The organism is Ensifer sp. GW101-20A05 (assembly GCF_059424735.1).
This window is the reverse complement of the sequence record NZ_JBWKZT010000002.1, coordinates 855,696-880,260: the sequence shown is the minus strand read 5'-3', so window position 1 is coordinate 880,260 and position 24,565 is coordinate 855,696. Positions and strand designations below refer to the sequence as shown.

The following is a 24,565-nucleotide window of genomic DNA, read 5'->3' as shown; positions in this document are numbered from 1 at the left end:
ATCGCCCGCTCGGAAACCGACTGAGAATTCTGCGGTTGGTTTTGAGATGGCGACGGGTCAGTTCTTGTTCGGCCAGATTTCCTGGGTATCGCCAATGGCCGCCAGGCCCTGCATGGCATCGCGATTGCCCGTGGCCGCAAGTGCGTCGAAGATGCGCCGCGCCTCGTCATAGTGCTTGAGGTTCATATAGGCATAGCCGCGCAGTACCATGAGGTCCTGGCGCCGGCTCGAAATCTGCCCGAGCTGGTCGAGAAACAGGATCGCCTCGCGGTAACGCTTGGCGTCAAAGGCCGCGATTGCGCGATCGGCCAGAATGGCCGTCTGCAGTTCGTCAATCCGGCCCTGGCTTTGTCGCGACTTGGTCGCGGAAACCGCGGCCTTGTTGGTCAGGCCGGCGCGCAGGTAGGCAAGGCTCTGGCCGTAGGCCGCGTCTTCGCGGGTCTGCGATGCCGAGGCCTGCAGCGCGACCTCGAAGGCCTCGGCCGCCTCCAGCGGGCGGTTCAAGTCCATCAGGCACCAGCCGCGGGCGAGCGCTGCCTGCGGCGCCAACGCGGCGGGATTGATCGTGGTTCGGCAGCCAGCTCCGGTTCGCACGACCTTCTGTGCCGCACCGCCGGCAGGGGAGGTGCGGACGACGGTCCGACGGGGCGTTTCCGCAACGGCGACCGTGCGCTGGGCAGAATCCGGCGCGCTTCTCCGGGCTTCGGCGATCGGGGGCTGGACCGGGTTGACCCTGTCACGCAGTTTCTGGACCTCGCCGAGGCGCGCAATGCGGTCGGAGCGGCCAGACCATAGCCGCTGGATCTCGGCGACCCCATCCTTGTCGCCCAGCTGGTCGCGGCTGAGCGCAAGACCATAGGCCGACGGTTCGTCGTCCGGCTTCCAGCGCAGCGCCGTTGCAAACCATTGTGCGGCGGTCGCCGGCTGATTGAGGACGCGGGCGTACCAGCCGAACTGCCGTGCCGTTGCCGGCTCGTGGGCCTTGGTCGTTTCCTCAGCGATCCGCGCCAGCACGGCCGCATCAAGGGCCATCGGCGGATCGATCGCCAGCAGGTTGGCCGTTGCCGCAAAATAGGTCGCGAGCGCATCGGACGAACTGTCCCGCCACGGATAGAGAACAGCTTCCGCCTCCGCCGGTACCTTGCGGGCAATCAGCGTCAAGGCCAGGCCTTGCGAGGCCGAAGCGGAATCTTCCCTGTCGTGCGCGTGCCGGAACCATTGCTCGGCCGCGTTCATCTTGTCGCGGCGCAACTGGTACCAACCGAGCAGCAGCGCGTCGCTTGCCATGCCACCCGCCTCAGCCAGCTTCTCGACACGCTGGACGTATTTGGCATCGACCGCGAGTGCCTTGTCCGCGTCACCTTCCGCGACGAAGCGCCGGGCCAGGTCGTCGCGGATGCTCTCGAATTCCGCCACGCCCTCGGGGGAGTTGCGCTCGAGCGCGAGCAGGTCCTGCATCGTTGCGTAGGGTAGGACCGCTGCGGCTTTCTGCACGGTGGCCAGCCGCTCCGGGGCGTTTTCGCAATTGTTCAAGACGTAGAGATAGGCATCGCGAGCCCGTTCCGGGCGCTTGGTCTGGGCAAAGGCCTGGGCGACATGCCAGAGCACATCCACCTCCGAACAGGTGAGAAGGCTCGGCGTACTGGCGGCGACCGAGATCACGGTCTCATATTGTTCGAGTTGGGAGGCGTTCACCAATCGGGCGCGCGCCTCGGCGACGTTGAGCCGCTCCAGGAGATCCGATGGTGGTTGCCACGCGGCTTCCTTTGTCTGACGCTCGGCGATCGCCTTACGAACCTCGGCGTAGCGACCTTCCGAATAGAGCCTCCACATGGTTTCCAGCGCGACATCATTGTTGCGCGGCACGGCCAGCGGGTCGGACGGCGGCACCCAATCCGGATACAATGAGCGCAGCCGAGAGATTTCAGCCTGAAGTCGGGCCGTATCACCCTTGGTAGCGAAATATCGGAGCGCCGATTCATCGACGACGGGCGGCGTCTTGCTCTGGCTTACCTTTTCTTCCGAGGGCTTGTCGGCCTGGGCAACCTCCGTGAACTGCGGAACGGTAGCCCGGGAAGCCTTGTCCGTCAGGCTCGCGACTGCGGCCGGCGTCTCAGGCGCAGGATCGGGCAAACCTGTGAATTTATTGCTGTTTGGCCGCAAGAAGCCGCCATCGGTCAGTCCGGCAACGCCGATCACCGTAGTCATCACAGCGGCAATGGCAACGATTGAGGACTTCATAGACACTCCGGACGCTTCTCCTTCACGTAAGACAGCCCCAGCAGGTGCAGCGTGGAAGGATAATATTGCGTCGGGCTGAACACCTTGACGCTGTCGGGTATCGCAACCCGGTCCAGGACACAGGCCAGAATATGGTTAACAAATCGATAACCGGGGTCCGTCAGGCTGGTTTGCACGGCACCGGTCGTGACATCGCTGAGGACGAGCGCGTCGTCGCTGCCTGCCATGCCCCCACGCAATCTCGTCAACAGATCCCGGCCACCAAGGTCTGCCCGTACTAGGTAGAGCGGGATCCGCAGTGCGTTGTAGCCGAACGCGGCCGGGAAGCCTTGGGCCGGCTTCGGAACCGTGCGCAGACTGACCCAATCAGCCGGCAGTTTTCGCGGACCGGATTGGGCAGCATTCAACAATCCCAGACCATCGTCCGAGAGCGCTTTCCAGCGCGGCGACGGCGCCACCCGGTCGAGCGCCGGAAAGGCCTCGAAGATCCAGTAGGACGGATTGACGACAGGTCCATCGGCGCGGTCGGTCATGCCGAAACCTGAAACGCCCGGCAGCAGCAGCGTTCGTCCGCCATAGTCGAGCAGCGTGTTGTCGAGGATGGCCTTGGCGATCCGGGCTGCGGCCTGCAAATAGTCCTCTCGCTTCCAGCGTTCACCGGCCAGAACAAGCGCATAAGCGATCAGGATGTCGCCGTCGGTTGCGTTGTTGATGTCGATGATATGGGGCGTTTCGGTCGGACTCCATTTCCAGGCCGCCAAACCGTCGTCCCTCAGCAGCAATTCGCGCCGCGTGAACGACCAGATCAGCGCGAAGTCGGCCGGGTTTTCCGCAAGCACGGCCAACAGCAGGCCGTAGCCCTGCCCTTCGCTGTGGCTGACATTGCCGTTGGCATCGTCGATGATCCGGCCTCCGGGATCGAGGAAACGGGCCTTGTACGCTTCCCAGTCCTTTGGATTCACCGTACCGCCCCCTTCCGCCGCACCGGCCGCCATCGGCATCACCAGTGCGAACAAGCCTGCCAGGAGCGCGGTTCGCCACCTCATTGGCGCCGTCCCAGGCGGGTCAGCATGGAGGAGGTCGCCAGTCCTAAAAGCACCGACAGGACGATCAGCAACAGCGCATAGACCATGATGTTGCTGGACAACCAGTTGGCGAAGATCAGACGGTAGTTGGTCAGCGAAGCCGGCTGCGTCTGGACGAAATCGAACCCGGAGACCGGTATGACCTCGATCTTGTCGGTCGCCGGTTCGTAGGCGGAGACCCGGCCGGCAAGCTGCTGCCAGCGTGTGACATCGGCAATCGCGGAAGCCCCTTCGCGCAATTGCCTGGCGGTCGGCGCGGTCAGCAGCGTCCAGGTCGCATCGTCAGTCGGGTTGGCGCCCTGCGCCAGAACCAAGCTTGCGGTCTCTGACGGGGAGAACTCGGTCTGCGCTTCGGGCACGATGCGCAGCGAGCTTAGCGAAATGTCGAATTCCTGCTTCACCCAGGTCTGGAATGCCGTGACCTGACTTCGCCACGCGCCGCCGCTGAGACGCGTCTGCCACGCGTCGATGGCTTGCTGTGTCTGGTTGCCCGAGCCGCCAACCTCGGCGTTGCCCCAGGACATCTGTCGGGCGGCGTCGATGCCGACCTGGGTCAGCACCGTCTTCGGCAGTTGCGGCATGGCGCCGATGAAAATCGCGTTGCGGTTGCCGGCCGCAAGCGGCGACGTGACCACTTCGACGGCAAGCGGCCTGCCGCCGGCAACGGCCAGACGGGCAAGAAAGGTCGCCGCGGCCGACAGCGTGTCCTCGTCCGCACGGTCGAGGTAGAGCGGTATGGCTACCGTGTCGCTGCGATAGGGCGCTGCCGAACCGGAAATCGCCGCAAGGTTCGGCCGGCGGCCGATCCGCGCGAAGTTCGGCATGCGCAGCTCCGAGGTGTCGAAGAGCGCGAAGCGCGGATCGTTGGAAGCCGGCGTCCCCGGCGCACAGGCCTCGTCCGGCTCGGCAGACAGCACCGCCTCGATCTCGATCAGGTTGGGACCCGGTTTGAAGTGGCGCATCGTCACGTTGATGGGCAGGTGCCGCAGAATGTCGCCGGTCACCGAGTTCAAGGGGATCGTCGATGCGATGTTGCCGTTGACGTAAATGTCGATGTGGCTGCCGGGCAGAACTGCCTCGGTATAGGCCGCATCAAGCAGCAACGTCGCGTCGCCATAGGCGTCCGCATAGAAATCCGACGGCACGGCAACGGAAAAGCGTGTGCGGAAGCGCCGACCGGTGAATTCGCTGGTCTCCACCCCGACCTCCGAGAAGCGCAGGCGCGTGCTCGAAACCACCAGCGGTGTTTCCGGCAGCAGCCAGCGCCCCGTGGCGATCACGTCCCGCGGCACGTTGCTCGGACGGTCCATTGGCTGGGCGACCCCTTCGATCGCCTCCTGCACCGCCGACCAATCCGGCCCGCTGATGACCAGGACCGAAGCCTTCGCCTTGCTGTCGCGCACGAACACGGCGACGGGCCCGCTCGAAGCACCGTCCGGCAGCCGCTCGAGCAGCGGCGCCAATTCCTCGGCGGTACCGACGAGGGCGGTGATCTGGCCGGGCTCCCCGAGTTCGGGCATGGTTTCGCTGAGGGAAAACGCCTGCGCCGGCATCTGACCGCGCAGCGCCAAGCCTTGCGAAAGCCGCATCAAGGCGGCCGTACGGCTCGGCTGCTGGAGACCGGGAACGACCAGGTTGAACTGCGTGCGGCCGCGCTCGTCGAGACCAACCGCGCGTATGTCGTCGAGGCCCGAAAGCACCGCGCTATCGCCCGAAGCGAAGCGGATAAAGGCCGATTCCGGCGCGATCTCCGTCCAGAGCTCATAGGTGGATTCGACCGTGCAGTCCGTACGGTGGTGCTGGCGGACCTTGAACCGGATGTCGTTGGTACCGGCACGCAGCAGCCCCGGCTTCAGGTTGTAGCTCAACTGCTCCGCCGCTTCGGCGGACCCGATCGTGCCGCCACCGGCAAGTTCGCCGTTGACGAAGACCTGCAGTATCGACGCTTCGGGCGCGACGACGATCGCGTTCTGATAGGCAAAATTCAGCGTCGCCGCGGCCTGTGCCTGTGCCGGCGTCAGATAGACGGACCAGGTGCGCTCGTCGACCTCCCCCGTCAACGAGAGCGCGCTGAAGGGGATGATGAACCGCTTGAATTCGTCTGGCACCTTAGCAGCAACCGGTGGCTCGGCCACCGCCCCGCCATTCTTTCCTGAGGTCGTCGCCGGCGGCTGCAGAACCGGCGCATCTGCTGGGCGCTCGCCGGACATGTCAAAGGGTGACGGTTGCGCAAACACACCGGCCGTCGTGATGACCAGCAGCGAGACGACAAGAGCGAGCCGCCTGATCATCAAGCTCCCCTCTTCTGCGCCGCGGAGCCGCGCAGGCTGCGAAGGAAATAAATCATGCCGCGGCTCGTCTGGTACAGCGCCAGCCAAAGGAACCAGACCGTACCGCGCACCAGGCCCGGATTGCCGCGCCGCGCGCTCTGAAATTCGCTCCACTGCCGCGAATTGGCGAAGATCAGGTCGGCGACCAGGCTGTGATGCCGCGCGACCTGCGGCAGATACCGGCAGCCGATGGTGGTGATGTCGCCGGCAACCTGCTTGTTCCTGATGGCGACCGGCAGCGATTCCGGTCCCCCGCTGCCGCTATAGGGCTCGAAGCGGATTGCCCCCTCGGTATCCGCCGCAAGGGACGACGCGTCGATGCCGAAAACCTGGACGCGCGCGCCATGGGCGGAAACGTCTTCGACGGTTGCCGGGTACCATTGCCCGGCAACGCCGAACTCGCACCGGCGGCTGACTTTGACGCGACGCGAGGCGGCCCGCTCGCCGCGTTCGGACACGACGCCGAGCACGCAGCCGGCCATGATCAGGTTCAAGAGGTTCCAGCCGCCGACGACGAGGGTCACGTCGGCCTTGTAGGGCTCGGTGTAGACCCGATAGACCGTCATCAGCAGGGCGACGAAAAGCACGGCAAAGATGACGAAGAACGGCCGGGCGATTTCAGACAGACGACTTTCCAGGATCGATTCATCCTTTGCCGTCACCTTGAAGGTCGGGCGGCTTGGCCGAAGCAGAACGGAGATCACTGCTGGCAAGAGGTGCACCGTCTGCGCGAACTCATAGAGTTCGGAGATCCACGGCCAGCGGAACGAGCCGTAGAGATAGTTCTGCATCATCAGGTTCACGAGCATGTAGGCGAGCGTATAGGCGAGAAACTCGCCGCCGGACGCCGTGAAGATCTCGAGGTCGAAGAACAGGTAGAAGAGCGGCGCGAAGAGAAAGATCGTACGCGGGATCGGAAACAGCCAGAACAGCGTCGACGACATGTAGCAAAGCCGCTGCGGGATCGACAGCCCGCCCTTGAACAGCGGGAAGCGGAAGAGGAGGATCTGCATCATGCCCTGCGCCCAGCGGCTGCGCTGGCCGATGAAGCTCGCGAAGGTCGCCGGCTGCAGACCGGCGATCAACGGGCGGTCGACATAGATGCTGTTCCAGCCGCGCCCATGCAGGGCAAGCGCGGTTTCGCAGTCCTCGGTGATGCTCATGCCGCTGAAACCCTCGGTATCCTCCAGCGCTTTGCGGCGGAGAACGGCGGCCGAGCCGCAGAAGAAGGCGGCATTCCACTTGTCGAGACCGCGCTGGATGATGCCGTAGAACATCTCGTTCTCGCTCGGCATTTTCTCGAAGGTGCGCAAATTGCGCTCCAGCGGATCCGGATTGAGGAAGAAGTGCGGCGTCTGGACCAGGAACAGCTTCGGGTCCTGCTCGAAGTAGCCAACAGTCTCCAGCAGGAAGTCGCGCGCCGGCGCGTGATCCGCGTCGAAGACGGCGATTAGCTCGCCGTCGCAATGCAGCATGCCATTGTTGAGGTTGCCGGCCTTGGCGTGCTCGTTGCGCTCGCGCGTGAGATAGCGCACGCCGAGATCGTCGCACAGCGCCTGCAGCTCGGCATTGCGCGCGGACGCGCGCTGCGCTTCGACGAGGTTTGCCGAATTGCGCTTCTGCTGGGTGCCGCCGTCGTCGAGCAGCCAGACCGTCAGCTTATCGGCGGGATAGTCCATCGCCTTGGCCGCGGCGAGCGTGTTGGCCAGCAGCCCGGCATCCTCGTTGTAGGACGGCACGAAGACATCGACCTTCGGGAACTTGCCGGGAGAAATGGAGCTCGCCTTTCGCGGCGGCAGCGGCATCGCCACCACGAACAGGCTGAGCGACAACATCATCACGCTGTACATTTCGGCGAGGTAGAGCAGGAATCCGGGGATGAAGTTCTCAGGCTGGTTGAACGGCGGCAAGGTGCTCGTCGTGCGCCAATAGACGTAACGCAGCACCACGGCCGTACCGAAGGCAAGCGCGATCAGGCGCCAGCGGCCGCCGGCATTGGCGAGCTTGAGTACGGACATGAATGTGACGATGAGAACGCTGACGATCAGCTGGGTCTGGAGATTGACCGGCAACGTGATGACGGCAATGACGCAAAGCGAGAAAAACGCCCAAGCGGCTACGGATCCGACCTTGCTCATACATTTGCCTTCCAGCGTTCGGCGTCATGCCACTGGTATTGCTCGTTCTGCCTTCGATCGAGTTCCCTCAATCAGCACCAGCCCTTAGCAAGCGATGGTTAGCAGTCGATTAAGGGCATGCTCCTCCGGCCTGCTGGGTATCGCATGCCGGTGCCGGTACGATGACCGACGGCAGCGTTTTTGCAGTACTGCCCGGCTGCGGCAGTGCCGCAGTGCCATCTGGACGCGGCAGCGGAATGGATGCCCCTGCCGTCGGAGCGACCACCGGCCTCTCCTGCTGCGTGGTGGGCGCGGCGCGAACCTCCCGGCGGACGACCGCCGGCGCCTGGCGCGTCGTGACGGTCACTGGCCCACTTTCGGTCGGCGCCTTGCGGTAGATCGGGCTACCGGTACGGCCGATCCCGGCCTCCAGCGGCGGTGGCGCACCATAGGGATTCCACGCCGGATCGCCGAAGGTTCCGGTGATCGTGTAGCCGTAGATCGGTGCCAGGAGTTCGGCCTCGCTCGCCCCGGCCGCGCAATAGCGCAACCTGATCTGGATGGTGCCATAGCCCTTGAGCGGAGAACGGTGGGTCTCCTGCTGGCGGATCTGCTGCCAGGCGAAGATGCAGGCATCGTCTGCCTGGCCATGACCGAAGGCATAACCGAACGGGCCGTAATTGTTCTGGAGGAAATAGGGATTGAGCGCCAGAGGTACGCCAGGCAGCGCCCGGCGCGCCTCAGCCATCATCCTGTTGTCCTGAATGCCAGCATAACGGCTGCTCTTCTGTTGATCGAATTTGGCGTCCATCGGGCCGAAGAACTTAGCGTGCAGCACATTCTGTCCGGGCGTGGCAGCGGAGGTATAGAGGTAGATGTCCTGCTCGATGGCATTGGTGCGGCGTCGCTCGACGACTTTCAAGACCGCCGGCCCACCGGGCGGCGGCAGGATCAGTGCGTTTTCGGCGGGAACCATAATGCTGCCAGTCGGCGTGCCGACATCCTGGCGTGTCGCGCAACCCGATATCGCCGCCGTCGTTGCGAGCAAAGCTGCCACCGCGACGGGAACAGGCCAGCCTTTCGAAGGGCGCGGCCGCTCTTCCAGCGTGCCGAATCTCCAAATCAGATATCGTTGCATCATGGCCGAGCATTAGTTGATTCACCCCATTTCGCAAACCCGAGAAGAATAGGGGCATCGACGCGACGGACCCGCGGCTCGCAGCTTCACCGCGCCAGATCAAGTCTTTCTCGGAACTGACCGGAGCTACTTCGGGCGCTAGCGGTCGTCCGCGGCGTCCAGTCGGGCAAGCTCAGCGAGTGCAGCATGGATCACGTCCCGCGGCGGCGGAGCGATGTCGACAGTCACGGTCAAAGGCTCGCCGACAGGGTCTTCCAGCGTCGCGAGTTGCGTGTCGAGCAACGAGGCGGGCATGAAATGTCCCGTCCGGCGCTGCATCCGCCCGACAAGGACGTCGCGATCGCCGTGCAGGTAGACGAAAGCGACGGGCTTACCGGCACTTTCGCGCAGCAGATTGCGATAACTGCGCTTCAGCGCCGAGCAGGAGACGACGATAGGCGCGTCACCCGATGCCAGCTGCCGGCCGATCTCCTTCAGCCACGGCCAGCGGTCTGCGTCGCTGAGCGGAATGCCCGCCGACATCTTGCGGATGTTTTCCTCGGGATGCAGCGCATCACCCTCGACGAAACTATAACCGCAGGCGACGGCGATGGCCTCACCGACCGAGGTCTTGCCGGTACCAGACACACCCATCACCACGATGGAACCGGGAAATGTCAGGCGGACGCCGGCCTTTGACGTATGGTCGTTCGACATGGACTTGCACCTCGCTCCTTGGATCCGCCGCACTGAACCTTCCTGATACCTTTGCGACAACGGACGAACAAGGCAGCTCGTGCAAGTCCCGAGCGCCGCCTCAAACCGCAGCCGCAGACGGGCAACGTCGTTGACGCCCTCGTCATCGGGCGCCCGGCCGTAGCTCATGCGACGCATCTGGGCGATCACCCGCTCCATCTCGTCATCCGGCAGAATGGGCGGTCACTAAAGGACATCGAGTCACCCGGCCAGCGTTTCCCCGGTCAAGAACATCGTTTTACAAAAAATCCTCTGTACAATTCACAAAATTCCACGTATTAACTGGCAATGGATGCGGTAGACAGAAAAATCATCGAAATTCTCGCTGAAGACGCAAGGCGGTCGCTGACCGACATCGGCGCCGCGGTGGAGCTTTCGCCCTCCGCCGTCAACGAGCGCATTCGTCGGCTCGTCGCCAATGGCGTGATCCGAAACTTCACGCTTGAAGTCGACCATCGCGCGCTTGGCCTCGACGTGCTTGCCTTCGTCTGGGTCGGCCTGGCGCCCGATGCGGACGAGGCGGCGTTCCGCGCTTTCATGGCCGATCATCCGGCCGTGGCCGAATGCCACCACGTCACTGGCGCCTGGTCCTATTGCGTCAAGGTCCGGATGCCGTCGCTCGGCGATCTTGAGCCGTTCCTTGCCGAACTGAAGCGCCAGCGGTTCCTGGCGCGAAGCGAAACGGTGATCGCGCTGTCGACCGTGCGGGAAAGCCTGGCAACGACTGCATCGCGCGCCTGAACGGACGCGTAAAGACTGCTGAAACATTTTTGAACTGCCGCACATGTTCCATCCTTGATCTGGATGGATTGAGCCATGGTGCGGCCGGAGCCCTACGCCCATGTCTACGTTGCTGTTTGGAAAAAGCCTCCTGGTCGGTCTCGCGGTCGCGGCCCCACTCGGCCCCATCGGAGCGCTCTGCATCAACCGTACGCTGGAGCGCGGCTTCTGGGCGGGCGTCGCCGGTGGGCTGGGAACAGCCGCCGCCGATGCCACCTATGCAGCCCTTGCCGCGATCGGTTTCACCGCCTTTGCGGCGGTGCTTTCCATGATCGCAACGCCGCTCGGCCTCGCCGGCGGACTGTTCATGATCTGGCTCGGCTGGAGCGGATTGCGGCCGAAACCGGTGACGGCCGCGGCCGACGTCGGCGGACGCGATCTCGTCCGCACGACCATCGCCACCTTTTTCCTGACGATGACCAGCCCGGCGACAATCCTCTCCTTCGCTGCGATCTTTGCCGGCCTCGGCCTTGCCGAAGCAGGCGATGCGCTGAGCGCCGCCATCGTCGTCGTGGGCGTCTTCCTGGGCTCGCTCGGTTGGTGGTTTTTCCTAAGCGGCGGGGTGGCGATCGCCCGGACACGGCTGCCGGACAGCTTCGTCGCCTGGGTGTCGCGCCTTTCCGGCCTGGTCCTGATCGCCTTCGGCATCATCGCCATCGCCGCCGCCGCCAAGGGGTTGGTCTAGAACAGTTGGCGCAGCCTGGCCGCGTTTCTCATCAAGTCGCGGACTTCACGGCCTCCACGTGCCACCACTTGGGCCGTGCGGAGCGGTAGCTGTGGCCGGTCGGGATCAAGTCGGCGGAATTCGTCTTGTCGAAGATGCCGAGCAGCAAGGCAACGACCGGTGCATCGTCGATCGCCCCAATACTGCTGCCGCAGGCCGGGCAGAAGGCGCGGCTGGAATAGTCGGACGAGCGGTAGACCGAAGGGGCGCCGCCCGGACCGGTCCACGCAATCACGTCCTTGTCGAATTCGACCCACGCCACCGTCAGCGCGCCCGAATGGCGCTGGCACATCTTGCACGAACATGTGTGCGGCTTGCCGGGCGCCCCTTTGGCCTCGAAGCGGATTGCTCCGCAGAGGCAGCCTCCGGTGAAAAGCGATTTCTTCTTCCCTGAGGCAACGGTCGTCATAGGCCAATCTCCAGCAGCATACATGATTCGAAATGCGCCACCGTACGTTGCATAGGCCACCAAAGAAAGCCGAGGGTCGGGGGCGAAATGCGCCCGGTTCAATAGAACCAGGCACCGATGTCGCGAAATGCCCGCTTGCTCTGGTCGCGCCGGTTACCCTCGGGCGCAGCCTTGCCGTCGGTAATGGGAAGACGGAATCCGAAGCGCTCGCACGGAACCCCACCACGATCGCACCAATAGGCATCGAGATCAGCCATCATCATCTTCCGTCGCTTGAGGCGACAGCGATTGATCACATGCCTTTCGTTCGAAACCGCATGGATTGAGGCCGTGTGGCCTTCCGCCACCAGCCCCTGGAGGACGAGCAGTGCCGCATCCTTGGGGCGCAGACCGCCAAGATCGCGTGTTGCCGTTATCAGCGCTCGTTTCGCGTCTCCGCCCTTCGGCCCCTGCATTCCGCCCATCGCCAGGCTGTATGTATCGTCGCTACAGCGGACGAAGACGAAACCGACCGTGCAAAGCGTGTATTCGTCACTCTGACGACGAAGCCGGATTGCGAAGACGCCCTCGTGGCGGGCACCGCAATGGTCCGCCAATTGCAGCTGAATGCGATAGTTTTCGCTGCGACCGGAGACCGTTCCCATCTCCAGCGTGCCACCGCGCCAGAGCGCCATCAGCGAACGGCGCGAGAGGACTTCGCTTGCAACGTCGAAATGATTGAGCATCAATTCGAGCCGCTCTGGCGAGGATGCACCGTGCAGGAAGAAGGTCGGGATCGACTTGCGCACGAGATCGTCGTGCGGCAGCCCCAGACGATAGCGTTCGCCGAACTCAGCGAGAAAGGCGATCCAACGCGCCGTGAGCAATGGGTGGCGCACAAACCGCATCGAAAAGACGACGGCGCGTTTCAGGCTCACCCGGAGGCCGAGCTTCAGGACGTGACCCAGGATCGATACCTTGGCTTGCGACCGATCTCTGACGACCGGCCCAGAAACCGAGCGTCCGGAAGACGATAGCGGCTCACCGCCAAACGTTGTACTATCCTGAGAGGGCAACCGTAGATCGACGCTGTATTCCTGCCTGATTTCCAGGGACATGGTGCAATCCTTGAGAGCAAACTCTGCCGGCCGGATTATTCGGCCAGCCTCGGTTTGCCCGTGGACTGTCAAGGATTTGCGGAGAAGTGGTCGGCAATTGAGCGCGGTACCTGCGGGCCGGGCGCGACGTCCGGAGGAGCTGACGCCCTCCGCGCTCGGCGCCAGGAAGCGGCACTGCCGGCGCCGGGCCTTAGGCTGGGATGGCGCGCGGCAGGACGATCGTGATCACGGCGCCACCGCCGGCGCGGGACGCGAATTCCAGCCGCCCGCCATGCGCCTTGGCGATCGCCTGCACCACGGAGAGACCGAGACCGGTGCCTCCCGTTGCCCGCGACCGCGAGGCATCGCCGCGCCAGAAAAGATCGATCGAATGGGTCGAGACATCGTCCGGCAGTCCTGGACCGCGATCCAGCAACCGGATGAAGGCCTCGTCAGCGCCGCGTCGGCCCGTCTCGCACCGCAATACCCCGCCACTGGCTGCGTAACGCGTGGCGTTCTCGATCAGCGCCAGCAGAGCCTGGCGCAGGCGTTGCGAATCTCCCGAGACCCGGACCGGTTCCAGCGCCGTCTCGACCGACATTCCGGCGGAGCCCAGCAAGGTGCAGGACGCGCCGAGAACCTGGGAGGCCTCGGCAGCGAGATCGACCGATTGACACTGGGTGACCAGCTTCTGGCCGGCGGCGAGCGAAAGGGTGCGCAAGTCCTCGACCAGGGCGGAAAGCCCCTCCACCTGGAGCAAGAGTTGCTGGATCCTCTCCTGTTCGAGAGGAAAGACGCCGTCGGCCATGCCCTGAAGGTTGCCCTGAAGGATCGTCAGCGGCGTGCGCAACTCGTGGGCGACTGCCATCGTGTTGAAACGCAGTCGGCTTTCCATGTTTTCGAGCTCGGCCGCCAGTTCGTCGAAGGTCTTCACGAGCGTTGCCACCTCCTTGGCACCCTTGCGGATCGATCCGACGCGCACGGCGAAATCGCCCGCCCTGAGATTCTGCGTCGCCTGGGCGAGCACCTCGAGCGGCCGGCTGATCTTGCGCGCCAGCCAGTAGCCGACGAGACCGCAAAAGGTCACCGCGGTCGCCCCGAAGCCGAGGATGATTTTGTCCACCTCCCAGTTTGCCCACTCCTCGAGTTCGGGCATGGTCGAAAGCAGTTTCTGCAGCGATTCCTGGCTCGGCAGCTTGCCGGAATTGAAATCGGTATAGGCCTGAGCCGCTTCCGGCGGCATCCGCTCCAAGAGCCGCGCCTCCAGCCGCGGCTCCATGTAGTCGACGCCGGCATAGATGATGAACACGCTGATGATGAGCAGGACGATCGTCACCAGGGCCGTGAGAATGCCGAGGGGCAAGCGCGAGAGGCTGATCTTCATCTTGGCTCCACGAAGCGATAGCCGACACCGCGAACGGCACTGAAAAGACCGCTGGCGCCCAGATCCTCGAGCTTGCGCCTGAGATTGGCGATATGGGTATCGACCGTTCGGGCCAGCGCATCGCTGTCCGGCAGGCAGGCGTCGAGGATATCGGCGCGCTCGAAGGCATGCGTCGGGCGGCGGATCATGTGGGCGAGGATGCGGAATTCGCTGAGCGTCAGCGGCAGCGAGTGGCGGCGGCCGCTCTTCTCGACGAAGGCGACATGGGCATCGAGATCGACTTCCACGTTCTCGAAGCGGAGCACCGTCGCGCCGGCGCCGTTGCGGGTGCGCCGGAGCACCGCGTTGACGCGCGCCACCACCTCCTGGGGGTTGAACGGCTTGACCACATAGTCGTCGGCGCCGAGCCGCAGGCCGGTCAGCCGGTCGAGATCCTCGGCCAGCGCCGTGACCATGATGACCGGTGTATTGCCCTCACGTCGAAGCCGGGCGAGGACTTCGAAGCCGTCGAGCTTCGGCATGCGCACGTCGAGCAATACCAGGTCGGGCGACAGCACCGCATGATGCGTCAGCGCCGTCTCGCCATCGGCGGCACGTACCGTCCGGAAACCATCGCGCACCAGATAGGCGTCGAGTATCTGCGCGATCTCCGGCTCGTCCTCCGCCAAAAGGATGAGACCCTTGTCGACCATAAAGCAACTCCCTGGCCCGATGTTGTGATCAGCAGCTTATGGGCTGAATAGATTCGAGTTGCAATTCGCCCGCACAGCACTGCCGCCCTTTACCTGGCCTTCCGGATAGAGCCCCCGACAAATCTCCGCTGTTTCTTGACAATCGGCACCGAGGCGTCCGGCACACTGATAGGTGGCGCCGCCCGCCATCAACCAAAAGGTGTAGTCAAAAACCGCCCGGCTCTGCGCGTCAAGCTCTCCCTGATCCTCCACTTAGCCTTGACAAAGCAGAGCAAATGTCCGGCCCGCACACACCGACAATCTGCGAGCGACCGGCATGCCCAGCCTCTTTCCCTCCACAGTAGTATCTTCAAACAGCATCCGATGGTTGCGCGCGAGCCCACGTCAATGGACTGGGCAAGCCCGTGCCCGCGTTAACGATCAGCCCATCGCCGTTGCTGGCGCGCTGACCATTTGCGCGGCTTTTGTCTTTATGGCCTTTCCCGGTATCGATCTCGTCGTTTCGCGCTGGGCGGCGTCCGCGGCAGGTGATTTCCCGCTTTCCCGAGAGCCCGCGCTCAGGGCACTTCGCGACTTCAATCGCGTCCTGCCCTTCTGCATTCTGCCCTGCGTCCTGGCGCTGTTAATCATGCAGGCGATTGCACCGCGCCGCCGATTACTGCGGCCGCACAAGGCACTGTTCTTTCTCACCTACTACGCCATGGGCCCCGGGCTGCTCATCCAGGCCCTGAAGCGGCTGATCGGCCGCGCCCGCCCCTACGACATCACGGATTTCGGTGGCACCCTGCCGTTCACGCCCGCCTGGCAAGTCTCAAGCGCCTGTTCGCGCAGCTGTTCCTTCGCGTCCGGCGAATCCGCAACGGCGATTGCCCTCATAGCACTCGCGCTGCTTCTGCCCCTTCAGTGGCGACGCCTGGCGATCATCGCGCTCATCCCGCTGATCCTCGCCTTCTCGCTCAACCGGATCGTGTTTGGTGCTCACTTCCTCTCCGACGTCGTGCTCGCCTGGCTGTTGATGCTGTGGCTGATGACGTGGCTCTGGGCGGTCTTCGCCGACAATGGCGAACGCATCGATGCCGCCTTCCAACGGCTCGGGCGGCGGCGAAATCCGTAGACCCGCAGCCGACGCTCTACATCCGTTTCAGCTCGGAAAGACCAGCTCGACGGTCGTTCCCCTCCCCGGTTGGGAGAGGATACGGGCGTCGCCCCCGCTTTGCCGGACGAAGCCATAGACGACGGCGAGCCCGAGACCGGCACCGCCCTCCTCGTCGCGCGTGGTGAAATACGGCTCGAACGCCTTGTCCACGGCCTCCGGAGACATGCCGATCCCCTCATCGGCGACGGCGACGACGACATCGGCGTCAATGCTGGCAGCACGGATCAGGATCGTCCCGCCCTGAGGCATCGCGGCGGCGGCATTGAGGCAGAGATTGAGGATCGCCTGCTCGAAGAGGGCGGCATCGAGATGCACATTGGGCAGGCCGTCGGCGATTTCGAAGGCGAGACGGCATCTTTCCCCGACGGCGATTTCCAGCACATCCGCCATGCCACGCAACACCGCGCCGACCTCGAGTGCGCCCGGCTGGATCGGGTGCTGGCTGCCAACGGACAACATGCTGCTGGCAAGCGAACGCCCGCGATCGGCCGCCTTGCGAATGCGGGCGATGTGACGCTTCTGCCGATCGTTGAAACCGGTATCCCGTTCCAGCAGCCCCAGGCTGCCGGTGATGATGCCGATCATGTTGCCGACCTCGTGGCTCACCTGGTGCGTCATGCGCATGATGCCATCCAGCCGCTGGGCCTTTGCCGCTTCAGCCTCCTGCCGATCCATGTCGGTCACGTCCCGCGCCAGCAACACGATGCCGCGATCGGGTTGCCGCGACAGCGAAACCTCTGTCACGCGGCCCGCGTCGGAGCGATGCCGCAGCACAAGTCGGTCGCCGAGCGTGCCGGTTTCCCGATCGGCGGGCAGCATTGCCGGGTCGATCTCGGGCATCGGGCTCACGAAATTGCGAAGCGGCAGCTTCCGTGCCGAGCCCGGCCAGCCGACGAGCTCCATGACGCGACGGTTCATCGTGATTGGTTTGCCGCTGGGATCGAAGAGCGCGATGCCTTCGTTCATGTTGCGAAAGGTAGAGCGGATGGTGCGTGCGGCGGCCTCGGCCGTACGTCGGAGCCGCGAGACACGCTCGACGCTTTCGCGAAAGGCACTGAAGGCTTCGAGCAGCCGGACGAGCTCGGTCTCCGTCCCCTTGTAGGTCGGCGTATCGACGTCCCGGCGCCCCTCCGCAAGAGCGTTCATGCCGTTGGACAGCGACACGATGCCTCGCGACACGCGCATGACCGAGCGAATGGAGAAGATCGCCATGACAAGCACGAGCAGCGCAGCGACGGCGACGATGACGAGCAGGCGGCTCAGAGCATTCGAGGTCGAAACGAGATCGTCGTTGAGGCCGCGGGCGACGGCCTCACTCTGTGTTTCTGTCGCATGCGAGAGGTCGCGCGAAACGGTGTGCAATCGCGAGACGGCCGCGCGAATGGCGAACATCTCCAGGAGATATTGGGTCTGCGCTTCGAAGACCCGTTCATAGGGCGCGAGTTCGGTAGCGGAAACCCGGATATCCGGCGCCGCATGCTCAAGGCGCGGCACCGTTTCGGCAATATAGCGGCGGCGCAATTCGCCGAGCTGGAACAGGCTGTCGGAGTTGGATGCCGATTGCACAATCCCATTGAGGCGGCGGCGGAAATCGGCATCGGCCATGCCGCTGCCGGTCGCGATCTCGCCAAGCGCGGCTGCCGCTTCGGCCTTGTGCTGCTGCGCCGATTCCGCGTCGCCGGCGAGCGTCATCGTCTGCGTGCGGATGGTCTCCAGAAGCTCGACGATATGCCCGCTGGCAAAACCTTTGACCGCCGCATCGCCGTTCTGCGGCGCCATGGCGCGCAACAGCGCATCGACCTGCGCGACCACCGAGCGGCTTTCGCTCGAAACCCGGTAGGGCGAAGTGGCGTTCATCAGAAACGGCGCGCTCGACACAAGATCGGAAACCTGGCGCGACACGAGCGAGGCCTTGGCAAGGCTGGTGAACGCCTGCAGCCCGTAGGCCGCCATCTCGTCGCGCGCCCGTTGCAGACCAAAAACTGCGACCGTCGCAAGGCCGAAGACGAGCACGCAGATGAAGGCGATAGCGAACGGGAGCCGGAAGGCAATCGACGAAAGAAAAGGGCGAACGATCACGGCTTCGACTCGCCGTCGTCGGTATCGAGCACGTATCCCTTGCCGCGTCTCGTCTTGATGTGGCGCGGCAGGTCCGGATTGCGCTCGATCTTGCGCCGGAGCCGGAGCACGAGCACATCGACGTTGCGGTCGATGTAGCGGTCGCTTTCGGCGCCGAGGCGGTCGAGTATCTGCGCGCGGCCGACGGGCGTGTTCGGTGTTTCCGCGAGGATTTCCAGAAGAGCGAACTCGGCGCTCGTCAGCGACCTCGAAGGATCGTTCAGGCAAATCGCCCGGCGGCTCCTGAGATCGATCGACCAGTCGCCGAGCTTCATCGATGCCGGCTCGGTCTCACGCTCGCTTTCCCGCTCCGGCTTGAGCGAGGGATAGGTGCGGCGTAGGACGGCCTTGATGCGCGCCGTCAACTCGATCGGCTCGAACGGCTTGACGACATAATCGTCCGCCGCCGTCTCCAATCCCAGCACCCGGTCCGCAGCACTGCCTGCCGCCGTCACCATGACGATGCCGATATTGGTGCGTGCCCGCAGCCTCTGCGCAAAGGTGCGGCCCGAAGTGCCCGGCAAGTTGTGGTCGACAAGCACGAGATGCACCGCCTCGCGCGCCAGGACATTGGCCGCCGCCTCCGCCGACGGCGCGGTCAGGGGTAGCCAACCTTCTGCCTCCACCAGATCGGAAATAAGCTCCGCCATGTCCGGATCGTCCTCGACGATCAGAATCCGTATCCTCTCACTCAGCATGCACGTCCTCCCGCCCCCATCATAGGCGGGGCCGTCCCAATGTTCAAAGCAGCTCACATTATGTGATTTGTCATATTTGTAATCTTTGTAATTTTGAAACCGCGGAGAGCGCCCAAGGCTGTAAGAACGGTAACCATTCTCCGATTGCGGCAGGCGGGGAATATCGACATCCTGACTGCGGAGATTGGAACGGCAGCGTTCCAAATGGGAGGACATCGTGAGAGGCATCACCGCTATCGGCGGGTGCGTGGCCCTGTGGCTGTGCACCGCCACAACAGGCATGACGGCGCCGGCACTCACCGTGCTGTGCGGTGTCGACGAAGCGTGGTGCGCGACGATGAAGACGGCGTTCGAGACGAAGTCCGGCCTCGAAATCTCGATGACCCGCAAGAGCACCGGCGACATCCTCAACCAGCTGCGGGCCGAGAAAGACGCGCCGACCGTCGATGTCTGGTGGGGCGGCACGGGCGACACCCATCTGCAGGCCGGATCCGAGAACCTGCTCGAACCCTACAAGCCGGCGCATGAACGCGACATGCTGCCCTGGGCGCAGAACTTCTTCGCCATTTCCGGCGGCCGTTCGGCGGGTATCTATGCCGGGGCGCTTGGCTTTGCCTACAATGCCGATCTTCTGCATGCGCTGAAGCTGCCAGCACCGACCTGCTGGAAGGATCTTGCGGACAACGCCTATCGCGGCCGCATCCGCAGCGGCAATCCGAATTCCTCCGGCACCGCTTTCACCACGCTTGCAACCCTTGTACAGCTTTTCGGCGAAGACGAAGCCTTCCGTTTCCTGTCCGCGCTCAATCGCAACATCGACCAATACACGACGGCCGGCTCCGCTCCGGTGAAGGCGGCGGCGCGCGGCGAAACGCTGATCGGCATTTCCTTCATGCACGACGCCGTCACGCAGAAGCAGGCGGGCTCGCCGCTCGTTATCGTCGCACCCTGCGAGGGCACCGGCTACGAGATCGGCGCCGTCAGCATCGTCAAGGGTGCTCGGCATCTGGAGGCCGCGAAAAGCTTCGTCGATTTCGCCTTGAGCCCGGAGGGTCAGGGTACGGGGGCGGCCTCCGGACAGAACCAGGTGCCGTCCAATGCGCGCTCGAACCTGCCGCTCGCCGCACCCGATATCTCGATGATCAAAATGGTGGATTACGACTTCGCCACCTTCGGCTCGCCGGAAGAACGAAGTCGATTGCTCAAAAGGTTCGACGCGGAGATCACCACGACGAACTGACCGGGCCGAATAAACTTGAGCGAGGTGCGAGCGGAAAACCGCACAGACTTATCCTCATCTCGCTCCAGCAAACCACAAATCCGAAACCGTGAACGTGCTGCCCGGCGGGCAGGCCGATGGCCGCGCCGTGTCTCGTTCGCGCCCGCATAAACCAAGGCAACAGGAGGATGCCCCAATGAAAACAACGACCCTTTCCCTCATGCTTTTTGCCGGCACGGCGCTCGCCGCGCTGCCGGCTCAAGCCGCCGGCAGCCTCAACCTCATCTGCTCGGCAGACGTGGTGATCTGCGAGCAGATGACCGGCGATTTCCAGAAGGAGACCGGCATCAAGGTCAACATGGTTCGCCTGTCGTCCGGCGAGACCTATGCCAAGATCCGCGCCGAAGCCCGCAACCCGAAGACCGATATCTGGTGGGCCGGCACCGGCGACCCGCATCTGCAGGCGGCCTCCGATGGCCTGACGCTCGAATACAAGTCGCCGTTGCTCGATCAGCTTCAGGATTGGGCGAAGAAGCAGGCTGAAGGCTCGGGCTATCGCACGGTCGGCGTCTATGCCGGCGCGCTCGGCTGGGGCTACAACACCGAGATCTTCTCAAAGAAGGGCCTGAAGGAACCGAAGTGCTGGGCCGACCTGCTCGACGCCTCGCTGAAGGGCGAGATCCAGATGGCGAACCCGAACTCTTCCGGCACCGCCTATACCGCGCTCGCCTCGCTGGTGCAGATCATGGGCGAGGACCAGGCCTTCGACTATCTGAAGAAGCTCAACGGCAACATTGCGCAATATACCAAGTCGGGTTCCGCACCGGTGAAGGCGGCGGCGCGCGGCGAAGCCGGCCTCGGCATCGTCTTCATGCACGACGCCGTCGCCCAGACCGCCGAAGGCTTCCCGGTCAAGTCGATCGCGCCCTGCGAAGGCACCGGCTACGAGATCGGCTCGATGTCGATCATTCGCGGCGCCAAGAACCTGGACAATGCCAAGGCCTGGTATGACTGGGCTCTGAAGCCCGACGTGCAGTCGCGCATGAAGGAGGCCAAGTCCTTCCAGCTCCCGTCCAACAAATCGGCCGAAGTGCCGAAGGAAGCACCGAAGTTCGAGGACATCAAGCTGATCGACTACGACTTCGCCACTTTCGGCGACGCCGAGAAGCGCAAGGCGCTGCTTGAGCGCTGGGATCGCGAAGTGGGCGCAAGCGCCAACTGATCGCAGGATCAGCCGGCCGGAAAAGCGATCCGGCCGGCACCGCCTGGCATAGACGCCCGTTTGTCGGCTCCGATCTCTGAATCGGGCCCAACGGCGCACCATTTTCATCTCAAATCACGCGAGGACCGTCATGGAACATCGCAACCGCAGGCTCGACTTGACACTCGGGCTCGGACTGGCCGCTTTCCTGCTGGTCCCCTGGTATCGCATCGAAGGTGGCTTCTTCGGCCTTGGATGGCTCGCCAGCTTCCCATTCGACCCCGCCGTCGCCCCCGGCCTGGCACAGATCTTCGCCCATGGCCGCGCCTGGCTTGGCGTGGCGTTTCTGCTCTTGGCCGTCTCGGCGGCAGCACGCTTTATCCGCGACCCTGGCCGCCGCGGATTGGTGCTCGCGATCGCCGGCGCCGCCGGTGTCGTTTTTCTCGCGCTTCAGGGACTGGCGATCGGTTTCACCGGCTGGACCTGGACGATCACCGAGGCCCTGTTCGGCCCTCTCTCCGACGGTCAACCCTCGATGGGCGCCGGCGCCGTGATCGCGGCACTCACCTTCGTGTTGCTCTTCGCCTTCGGGCTTGCGGAGCGTGGCGTGCTCAAGGGCGACGCCTTCATCGTTGCGGCGATTTCGCTGCTCGTTTCCCTTGTCATCGTCTTCGTCTTCTATCCGGTCGGCAGCATGTTCGCAGCTTCCGTCCAGGATTTCGACGGCTCGTTCAAGCCTGACGGTTTCATTCGCAACATCCACGACGGCTCGATCTGGAGCCTGGGCTGCGTCATCGGCGAAGGCCGCTGCGGCGTCGCCTGGCGCACCCTGTGGCTAGCGCTGATGACCGCATCAGGCTCGACGCTCCTTGGCCTTGCCTTCGCGCTTGTGGCCACCCGCACGCGCTTTCCCTTCAAGAAGGGCATGCGGCTCCTGACTATCCTGCCGATCATTACCCCGCCCTTCGTCATCGGCCTGGCGCTGACGCTGCTCTTCGGCCGCGCCGGCGTCGTCACCGAGTTTCTGTCCGATGCCTTCGGCATCGAGCCCGGCCGCTGGCTCTACGGCCTTACCGGCATCTGGATCGCCCAGGTTCTCTCCTTCACGCCGATCTCCTTCCTCGTGCTGATCGGCGTCGTCGAGGGCGTCAGCCCGTCGATGGAAGAGGCGTCGCAGACGCTCCGGGCCGATCGCTGGCGCACTTTCTGGAACGTCTCGCTGCCGCTGATGAAACCAGGCCTCGCCAACGCCTTCCTCATCGGCTTCATCGAAAGCATGGCCGATTTCGGCAATCCGCTCGTGCTCGGCGGCAGCCACGGCGTGCTTTCGACCGAGATCTTCTTCGCCGTCGTCGGCGCCCAGAACGATCCATCCCGCGCAGCGGTTCTCGCGATCATCCTGCTCTGCTTCACGCTCTCGGCCTTTTTGGCTCAACGCTACTGGCTCGCCGGCAAGAACTATTCGACCGTCACCGGCAAGGGCGATTCCGGCGCCCATAGCGCCCTTCCGCGCTCGCTGTCGATCGGCGTTCACGCGATCGTCATCCCGTGGATGATCTTCACCGTCGTCGTCTACGGCATGATCCTCTTCGGCGGTTTCGTGAAGACCTGGGGCCTCGACAATTCGCTGACCCTCGACCACTACGCCAAGGCCTTCTCGATCTCGTTTGCCGACGGCGCGATCGCCTGGACCGGTGTCGCCTGGAACTCTTTCTGGACGACCATGGAAATCTCGCTGATTGCAGCACCCCTGACAGCACTCGTCGGCCTGCTGACCGCCTATCTTATCGTGCGCCAGCGCTTTGCCGGCCGTGACGTCTTCGAGTTCGCGCTGATGCTGAGCTTTGCCATTCCCGGCACCGTCATCGGTATCAGCTACATCATCGCCTTCAACCTGCCGCCGCTCGAAATGACCGGCACGGCACTGATCCTCGTCGCCTGCTTCGTCTTCCGCAACATGCCGGTCGGCGTGCGCGGCGGCATTGCGGCGATGAGCCAACTCGACAAGAGCCTCGACGAGGCGTCACTGACGCTTCGGGCAACGAGCCTCCGGACGCTGCGCAAGGTCATCCTGCCGCTCTTGCGGCCGGCGATCGTCGCAGCGCTCGTCTATTCCTTCGTCCGGGCGATCACCTCGATCAGCGCCGTCGTCTTCCTCGTCAGTGCCGAATACAACATGGCCACCGCCTATATCGTCGGCCTTGTCGAAAACGGCGAGTTCGGTGTTGCGATCGCCTATTCCTCGGCCCTCATCCTGGTGATGATCACCGTCATCACCGGCCTGCAACTGCTTGTCGGCGAACGCAAGCTAAGGCGCGAAAACCGCGTCCTCAGTGCCGCTCCGGCGCGTTCGTCCGCCACCACCATCTCCCAGGAGAAAACCGCATGAGCACACCCATGAGCAACCCGCGCACCGGCTCGGTCGTCTTTCAGAACGTGCGCAAGCAGTTCGGTGCCTTCACCGCCATCCACGACCTGTCGCTCACCATCGAGCCCGGTACGCTCGTGACCCTGCTTGGGCCTTCCGGCTGCGGCAAGACGACAACGCTGCGCATGCTTGCCGGCCTCGAACACCCGTCCGCCGGCAAGATCCTGATCGGCGGCAAGGACGTGACCATGCTGCCGGCCAATGAGCGCGACGTCTCGATGGTGTTCCAGTCCTATGCGCTCTTCCCGCACATGTCGGCGCTCGACAATGTCGCCTATGGCCTCGAATCCTCCGGCATCAAGAAGAAGGAGGCGCGCGAGCGCGCCGAGGAAGGCCTGCAACTCGTCGGCCTTGGCGGCCTCGGCCAGCGGCTTCCCGCCGAGCTATCCGGCGGACAGCAGCAACGTGTCGCCGTCGCCCGCGCCCTCGTGCTCGAACCGCAAGTGCTGCTGCTGGACGAGCCGCTGTCGAACCTCGATGCGCGCCTGCGCCGCAAGGTGCGCACGGAAATCCGCGAGTTGCAGCAGCGGCTTGGCTTCACCGCGGTCTACGTCACCCACGACCAGGACGAGGCGCTTGCCGTTTCCGACCACATCATCGTCATGAAGGATGGTGCGATCGCGCAGGAAGGAGCACCGCGCGATCTCTACGAGACGCCCGCCTCGACCTTCATCGCCGACTTCATGGGCGAGGCCAATGTGCTGCCTTGCGAGGTCACCGCCGCCGAAGCTGGCCAGGCGACGATCCGCGTCGGCGGCCTCGAACACCGCCTGCCGTCGAGGAACACGCGGCCCGGCCCGGCCAAGCTCGCGGTGCGTCCCAATGCGGTGACCCTGACGCCGGCCAAGGGCGCAGCCCTTTCCGGCACGATCAGCAGCGCCGCCTATCTCGGCGGCCATGTCGAATACGAGGTCGAAACGGCAACCGGTCTCCTGTTTGTTGTCGATCAGGCGGTCGAGGACATGTTATCTCCGGCAACGGAGGTCGCGATCGGTTTCCGCAACCGGGGCCTCGCTTTGATTGACGCATGATTT

General features: G+C 64.0%; 19 protein-coding genes. 7 read left to right on the top strand and 12 right to left on the bottom strand.

What is annotated here, in order from left to right:
- Positions 1–57 precede the first annotated feature (57 nt).
- The 6 genes from AC070A_RS09095 to AC070A_RS09070 form a co-directional block, all read right to left on the bottom strand.
- The gene (locus AC070A_RS09095; RefSeq protein ID WP_494773563.1) at positions 58–2,241 is read right to left on the bottom strand and encodes a tetratricopeptide repeat protein; all 2,184 of its coding nucleotides are present in this window, start codon (positions 2,239–2,241) and stop codon (positions 58–60) included.
- On the bottom strand, positions 2,238–3,287 hold the full coding sequence (locus AC070A_RS09090) for a family 8 glycosyl hydrolase (RefSeq protein WP_492383853.1): 1,050 nt from the start codon (positions 3,285–3,287) through the stop codon (positions 2,238–2,240). Before AC070A_RS09090 ends, AC070A_RS09095 begins: the two co-directional genes overlap by 4 nt.
- Positions 3,284–5,617 carry a cellulose biosynthesis cyclic di-GMP-binding regulatory protein BcsB gene (locus tag AC070A_RS09085; RefSeq protein ID WP_492383852.1) on the bottom strand — a complete coding sequence of 778 codons (2,334 nt, stop codon included), beginning with the start codon at positions 5,615–5,617 and terminating at the stop codon, positions 3,284–3,286. The genes AC070A_RS09090 and AC070A_RS09085 overlap by 4 nt, the downstream gene beginning before the upstream one ends.
- Positions 5,617–7,794 carry a UDP-forming cellulose synthase catalytic subunit gene (gene bcsA / locus AC070A_RS09080; RefSeq protein WP_492383851.1) on the bottom strand — a complete coding sequence of 726 codons (2,178 nt, stop codon included), beginning with the start codon at positions 7,792–7,794 and terminating at the stop codon, positions 5,617–5,619. The genes AC070A_RS09085 and bcsA overlap by 1 nt, the downstream gene beginning before the upstream one ends.
- A gap of 109 nt (positions 7,795–7,903) precedes the next feature.
- Positions 7,904–8,830 carry a cellulose biosynthesis protein BcsN gene (gene bcsN, locus AC070A_RS09075; protein ID WP_492383850.1) on the bottom strand — a complete coding sequence of 309 codons (927 nt, stop codon included), beginning with the start codon at positions 8,828–8,830 and terminating at the stop codon, positions 7,904–7,906.
- Positions 8,831–9,049: 219 nt separating this feature from the next.
- Positions 9,050–9,607: a gluconokinase gene (locus AC070A_RS09070; protein ID WP_492383849.1), complete on the bottom strand. Its 558-nt coding sequence runs from the start codon at positions 9,605–9,607 to the stop codon at positions 9,050–9,052.
- 327 nt (positions 9,608–9,934) lie between these two features.
- On the opposite strand from AC070A_RS09070, the gene AC070A_RS09065 reads away from it, so the two are divergent.
- Together AC070A_RS09065 and AC070A_RS09060 are read left to right on the top strand one after the other, a co-directional pair.
- Positions 9,935–10,387: an Lrp/AsnC family transcriptional regulator gene (locus tag AC070A_RS09065; RefSeq protein ID WP_492383848.1), complete on the top strand. Its 453-nt coding sequence runs from the start codon at positions 9,935–9,937 to the stop codon at positions 10,385–10,387.
- 100 nt (positions 10,388–10,487) lie between these two features.
- Positions 10,488–11,111 carry a LysE family translocator gene (locus AC070A_RS09060; RefSeq protein ID WP_492383847.1) on the top strand — a complete coding sequence of 208 codons (624 nt, stop codon included), beginning with the start codon at positions 10,488–10,490 and terminating at the stop codon, positions 11,109–11,111.
- A 31-nt stretch (positions 11,112–11,142) separates the two neighbouring features.
- Here the strand turns inward: AC070A_RS09060 and AC070A_RS09055 are convergent, their stop codons facing one another.
- From AC070A_RS09055 to AC070A_RS09040, 4 genes are all read right to left on the bottom strand, one after another.
- Positions 11,143–11,559 (bottom strand): GFA family protein, encoded by a 417-nt coding sequence (locus AC070A_RS09055; RefSeq protein WP_492383846.1) that lies wholly within the window; start codon positions 11,557–11,559, stop codon positions 11,143–11,145.
- 98 nt (positions 11,560–11,657) lie between these two features.
- Positions 11,658–12,656, bottom strand: coding sequence for a DUF535 family protein (locus tag AC070A_RS09050; RefSeq protein ID WP_492383845.1), 999 nt, complete (start codon positions 12,654–12,656; stop codon positions 11,658–11,660).
- A 190-nt stretch (positions 12,657–12,846) separates the two neighbouring features.
- A complete protein-coding gene (locus tag AC070A_RS09045) occupies positions 12,847–14,019 on the bottom strand; it encodes an ATP-binding protein (RefSeq protein ID WP_057255506.1) in 1,173 nt (390 codons plus the stop codon).
- On the bottom strand, positions 14,016–14,711 hold the full coding sequence (locus AC070A_RS09040; RefSeq protein ID WP_057255505.1) for a response regulator: 696 nt from the start codon (positions 14,709–14,711) through the stop codon (positions 14,016–14,018). Before AC070A_RS09040 ends, AC070A_RS09045 begins: the two co-directional genes overlap by 4 nt.
- 472 nt (positions 14,712–15,183) lie before the next feature.
- Between AC070A_RS09040 and AC070A_RS09035 the strand changes: the two genes are divergently transcribed.
- A complete protein-coding gene (locus AC070A_RS09035; protein WP_057255504.1) occupies positions 15,184–15,825 on the top strand; it encodes a phosphatase PAP2 family protein in 642 nt (213 codons plus the stop codon).
- A 27-nt stretch (positions 15,826–15,852) separates the two neighbouring features.
- Here AC070A_RS09035 and AC070A_RS09030 read toward each other — a convergent pair whose 3' ends face one another.
- Both AC070A_RS09030 and AC070A_RS09025 read right to left on the bottom strand, forming a co-directional pair.
- Complete coding sequence (locus AC070A_RS09030) at positions 15,853–17,946, bottom strand: two-component system sensor histidine kinase NtrB (RefSeq protein WP_057255503.1); 2,094 nt, start codon at positions 17,944–17,946, stop codon at positions 15,853–15,855.
- On the bottom strand, positions 17,943–18,683 hold the full coding sequence (locus tag AC070A_RS09025) for a response regulator (RefSeq protein WP_057255502.1): 741 nt from the start codon (positions 18,681–18,683) through the stop codon (positions 17,943–17,945). The genes AC070A_RS09030 and AC070A_RS09025 overlap by 4 nt, the downstream gene beginning before the upstream one ends.
- Before the next feature lie 217 nt (positions 18,684–18,900).
- On the opposite strand from AC070A_RS09025, the gene AC070A_RS09020 reads away from it, so the two are divergent.
- The 4 genes from AC070A_RS09020 to AC070A_RS09005 all read left to right on the top strand — a co-directional run bounded on the left by AC070A_RS09020 (position 18,901) and on the right by AC070A_RS09005 (position 24,562).
- Positions 18,901–19,923 (top strand): ABC transporter substrate-binding protein, encoded by a 1,023-nt coding sequence (locus AC070A_RS09020; RefSeq protein ID WP_309140572.1) that lies wholly within the window; start codon positions 18,901–18,903, stop codon positions 19,921–19,923.
- 175 nt (positions 19,924–20,098) lie between these two features.
- Positions 20,099–21,124 (top strand): ABC transporter substrate-binding protein, encoded by a 1,026-nt coding sequence (locus AC070A_RS09015; RefSeq protein ID WP_113132972.1) that lies wholly within the window; start codon positions 20,099–20,101, stop codon positions 21,122–21,124.
- Positions 21,125–21,254: 130 nt separating this feature from the next.
- Positions 21,255–23,492 carry an ABC transporter permease gene (locus AC070A_RS09010; protein WP_492383844.1) on the top strand — a complete coding sequence of 746 codons (2,238 nt, stop codon included), beginning with the start codon at positions 21,255–21,257 and terminating at the stop codon, positions 23,490–23,492.
- A gap of 8 nt (positions 23,493–23,500) precedes the next feature.
- Positions 23,501–24,562, top strand: coding sequence for an ABC transporter ATP-binding protein (locus tag AC070A_RS09005; RefSeq protein WP_492384394.1), 1,062 nt, complete (start codon positions 23,501–23,503; stop codon positions 24,560–24,562).
- Positions 24,563–24,565: the final 3 nt, after the last annotated feature.

What these genes read in the sequence shown, in the direction of transcription:
- AC070A_RS09035 (WP_057255504.1), top strand. Translation starts at nt 15,184, where the DNA reads ATGGCCTTTCCCGGTATCGATCTCGTCGTTTCGCGCTGGGCGGCGTCC.
- AC070A_RS09070 (WP_492383849.1), bottom strand. Translation starts at nt 9,607, where the DNA reads ATGTCGAACGACCATACGTCAAAGGCCGGCGTCCGCCTGACATTTCCC.
- AC070A_RS09040 (WP_057255505.1), bottom strand. Translation starts at nt 14,711, where the DNA reads ATGGTCGACAAGGGTCTCATCCTTTTGGCGGAGGACGAGCCGGAGATC.
- AC070A_RS09085 (WP_492383852.1), bottom strand. Translation starts at nt 5,617, where the DNA reads ATGATCAGGCGGCTCGCTCTTGTCGTCTCGCTGCTGGTCATCACGACG.
- AC070A_RS09010 (WP_492383844.1), top strand. Translation starts at nt 21,255, where the DNA reads ATGGAACATCGCAACCGCAGGCTCGACTTGACACTCGGGCTCGGACTG.
- AC070A_RS09025 (WP_057255502.1), bottom strand. Translation starts at nt 18,683, where the DNA reads ATGCTGAGTGAGAGGATACGGATTCTGATCGTCGAGGACGATCCGGAC.
- AC070A_RS09050 (WP_492383845.1), bottom strand. Translation starts at nt 12,656, where the DNA reads ATGTCCCTGGAAATCAGGCAGGAATACAGCGTCGATCTACGGTTGCCC.
- bcsA (WP_492383851.1), bottom strand. Translation starts at nt 7,794, where the DNA reads ATGAGCAAGGTCGGATCCGTAGCCGCTTGGGCGTTTTTCTCGCTTTGC.
- AC070A_RS09065 (WP_492383848.1), top strand. Translation starts at nt 9,935, where the DNA reads ATGGATGCGGTAGACAGAAAAATCATCGAAATTCTCGCTGAAGACGCA.
- AC070A_RS09090 (WP_492383853.1), bottom strand. Translation starts at nt 3,287, where the DNA reads ATGAGGTGGCGAACCGCGCTCCTGGCAGGCTTGTTCGCACTGGTGATG.
- AC070A_RS09060 (WP_492383847.1), top strand. Translation starts at nt 10,488, where the DNA reads ATGTCTACGTTGCTGTTTGGAAAAAGCCTCCTGGTCGGTCTCGCGGTC.
- AC070A_RS09005 (WP_492384394.1), top strand. Translation starts at nt 23,501, where the DNA reads ATGAGCAACCCGCGCACCGGCTCGGTCGTCTTTCAGAACGTGCGCAAG.
- AC070A_RS09015 (WP_113132972.1), top strand. Translation starts at nt 20,099, where the DNA reads ATGAAAACAACGACCCTTTCCCTCATGCTTTTTGCCGGCACGGCGCTC.
- AC070A_RS09095 (WP_494773563.1), bottom strand. Translation starts at nt 2,241, where the DNA reads ATGAAGTCCTCAATCGTTGCCATTGCCGCTGTGATGACTACGGTGATC.
- AC070A_RS09045 (WP_057255506.1), bottom strand. Translation starts at nt 14,019, where the DNA reads ATGAAGATCAGCCTCTCGCGCTTGCCCCTCGGCATTCTCACGGCCCTG.
- AC070A_RS09055 (WP_492383846.1), bottom strand. Translation starts at nt 11,559, where the DNA reads ATGACGACCGTTGCCTCAGGGAAGAAGAAATCGCTTTTCACCGGAGGC.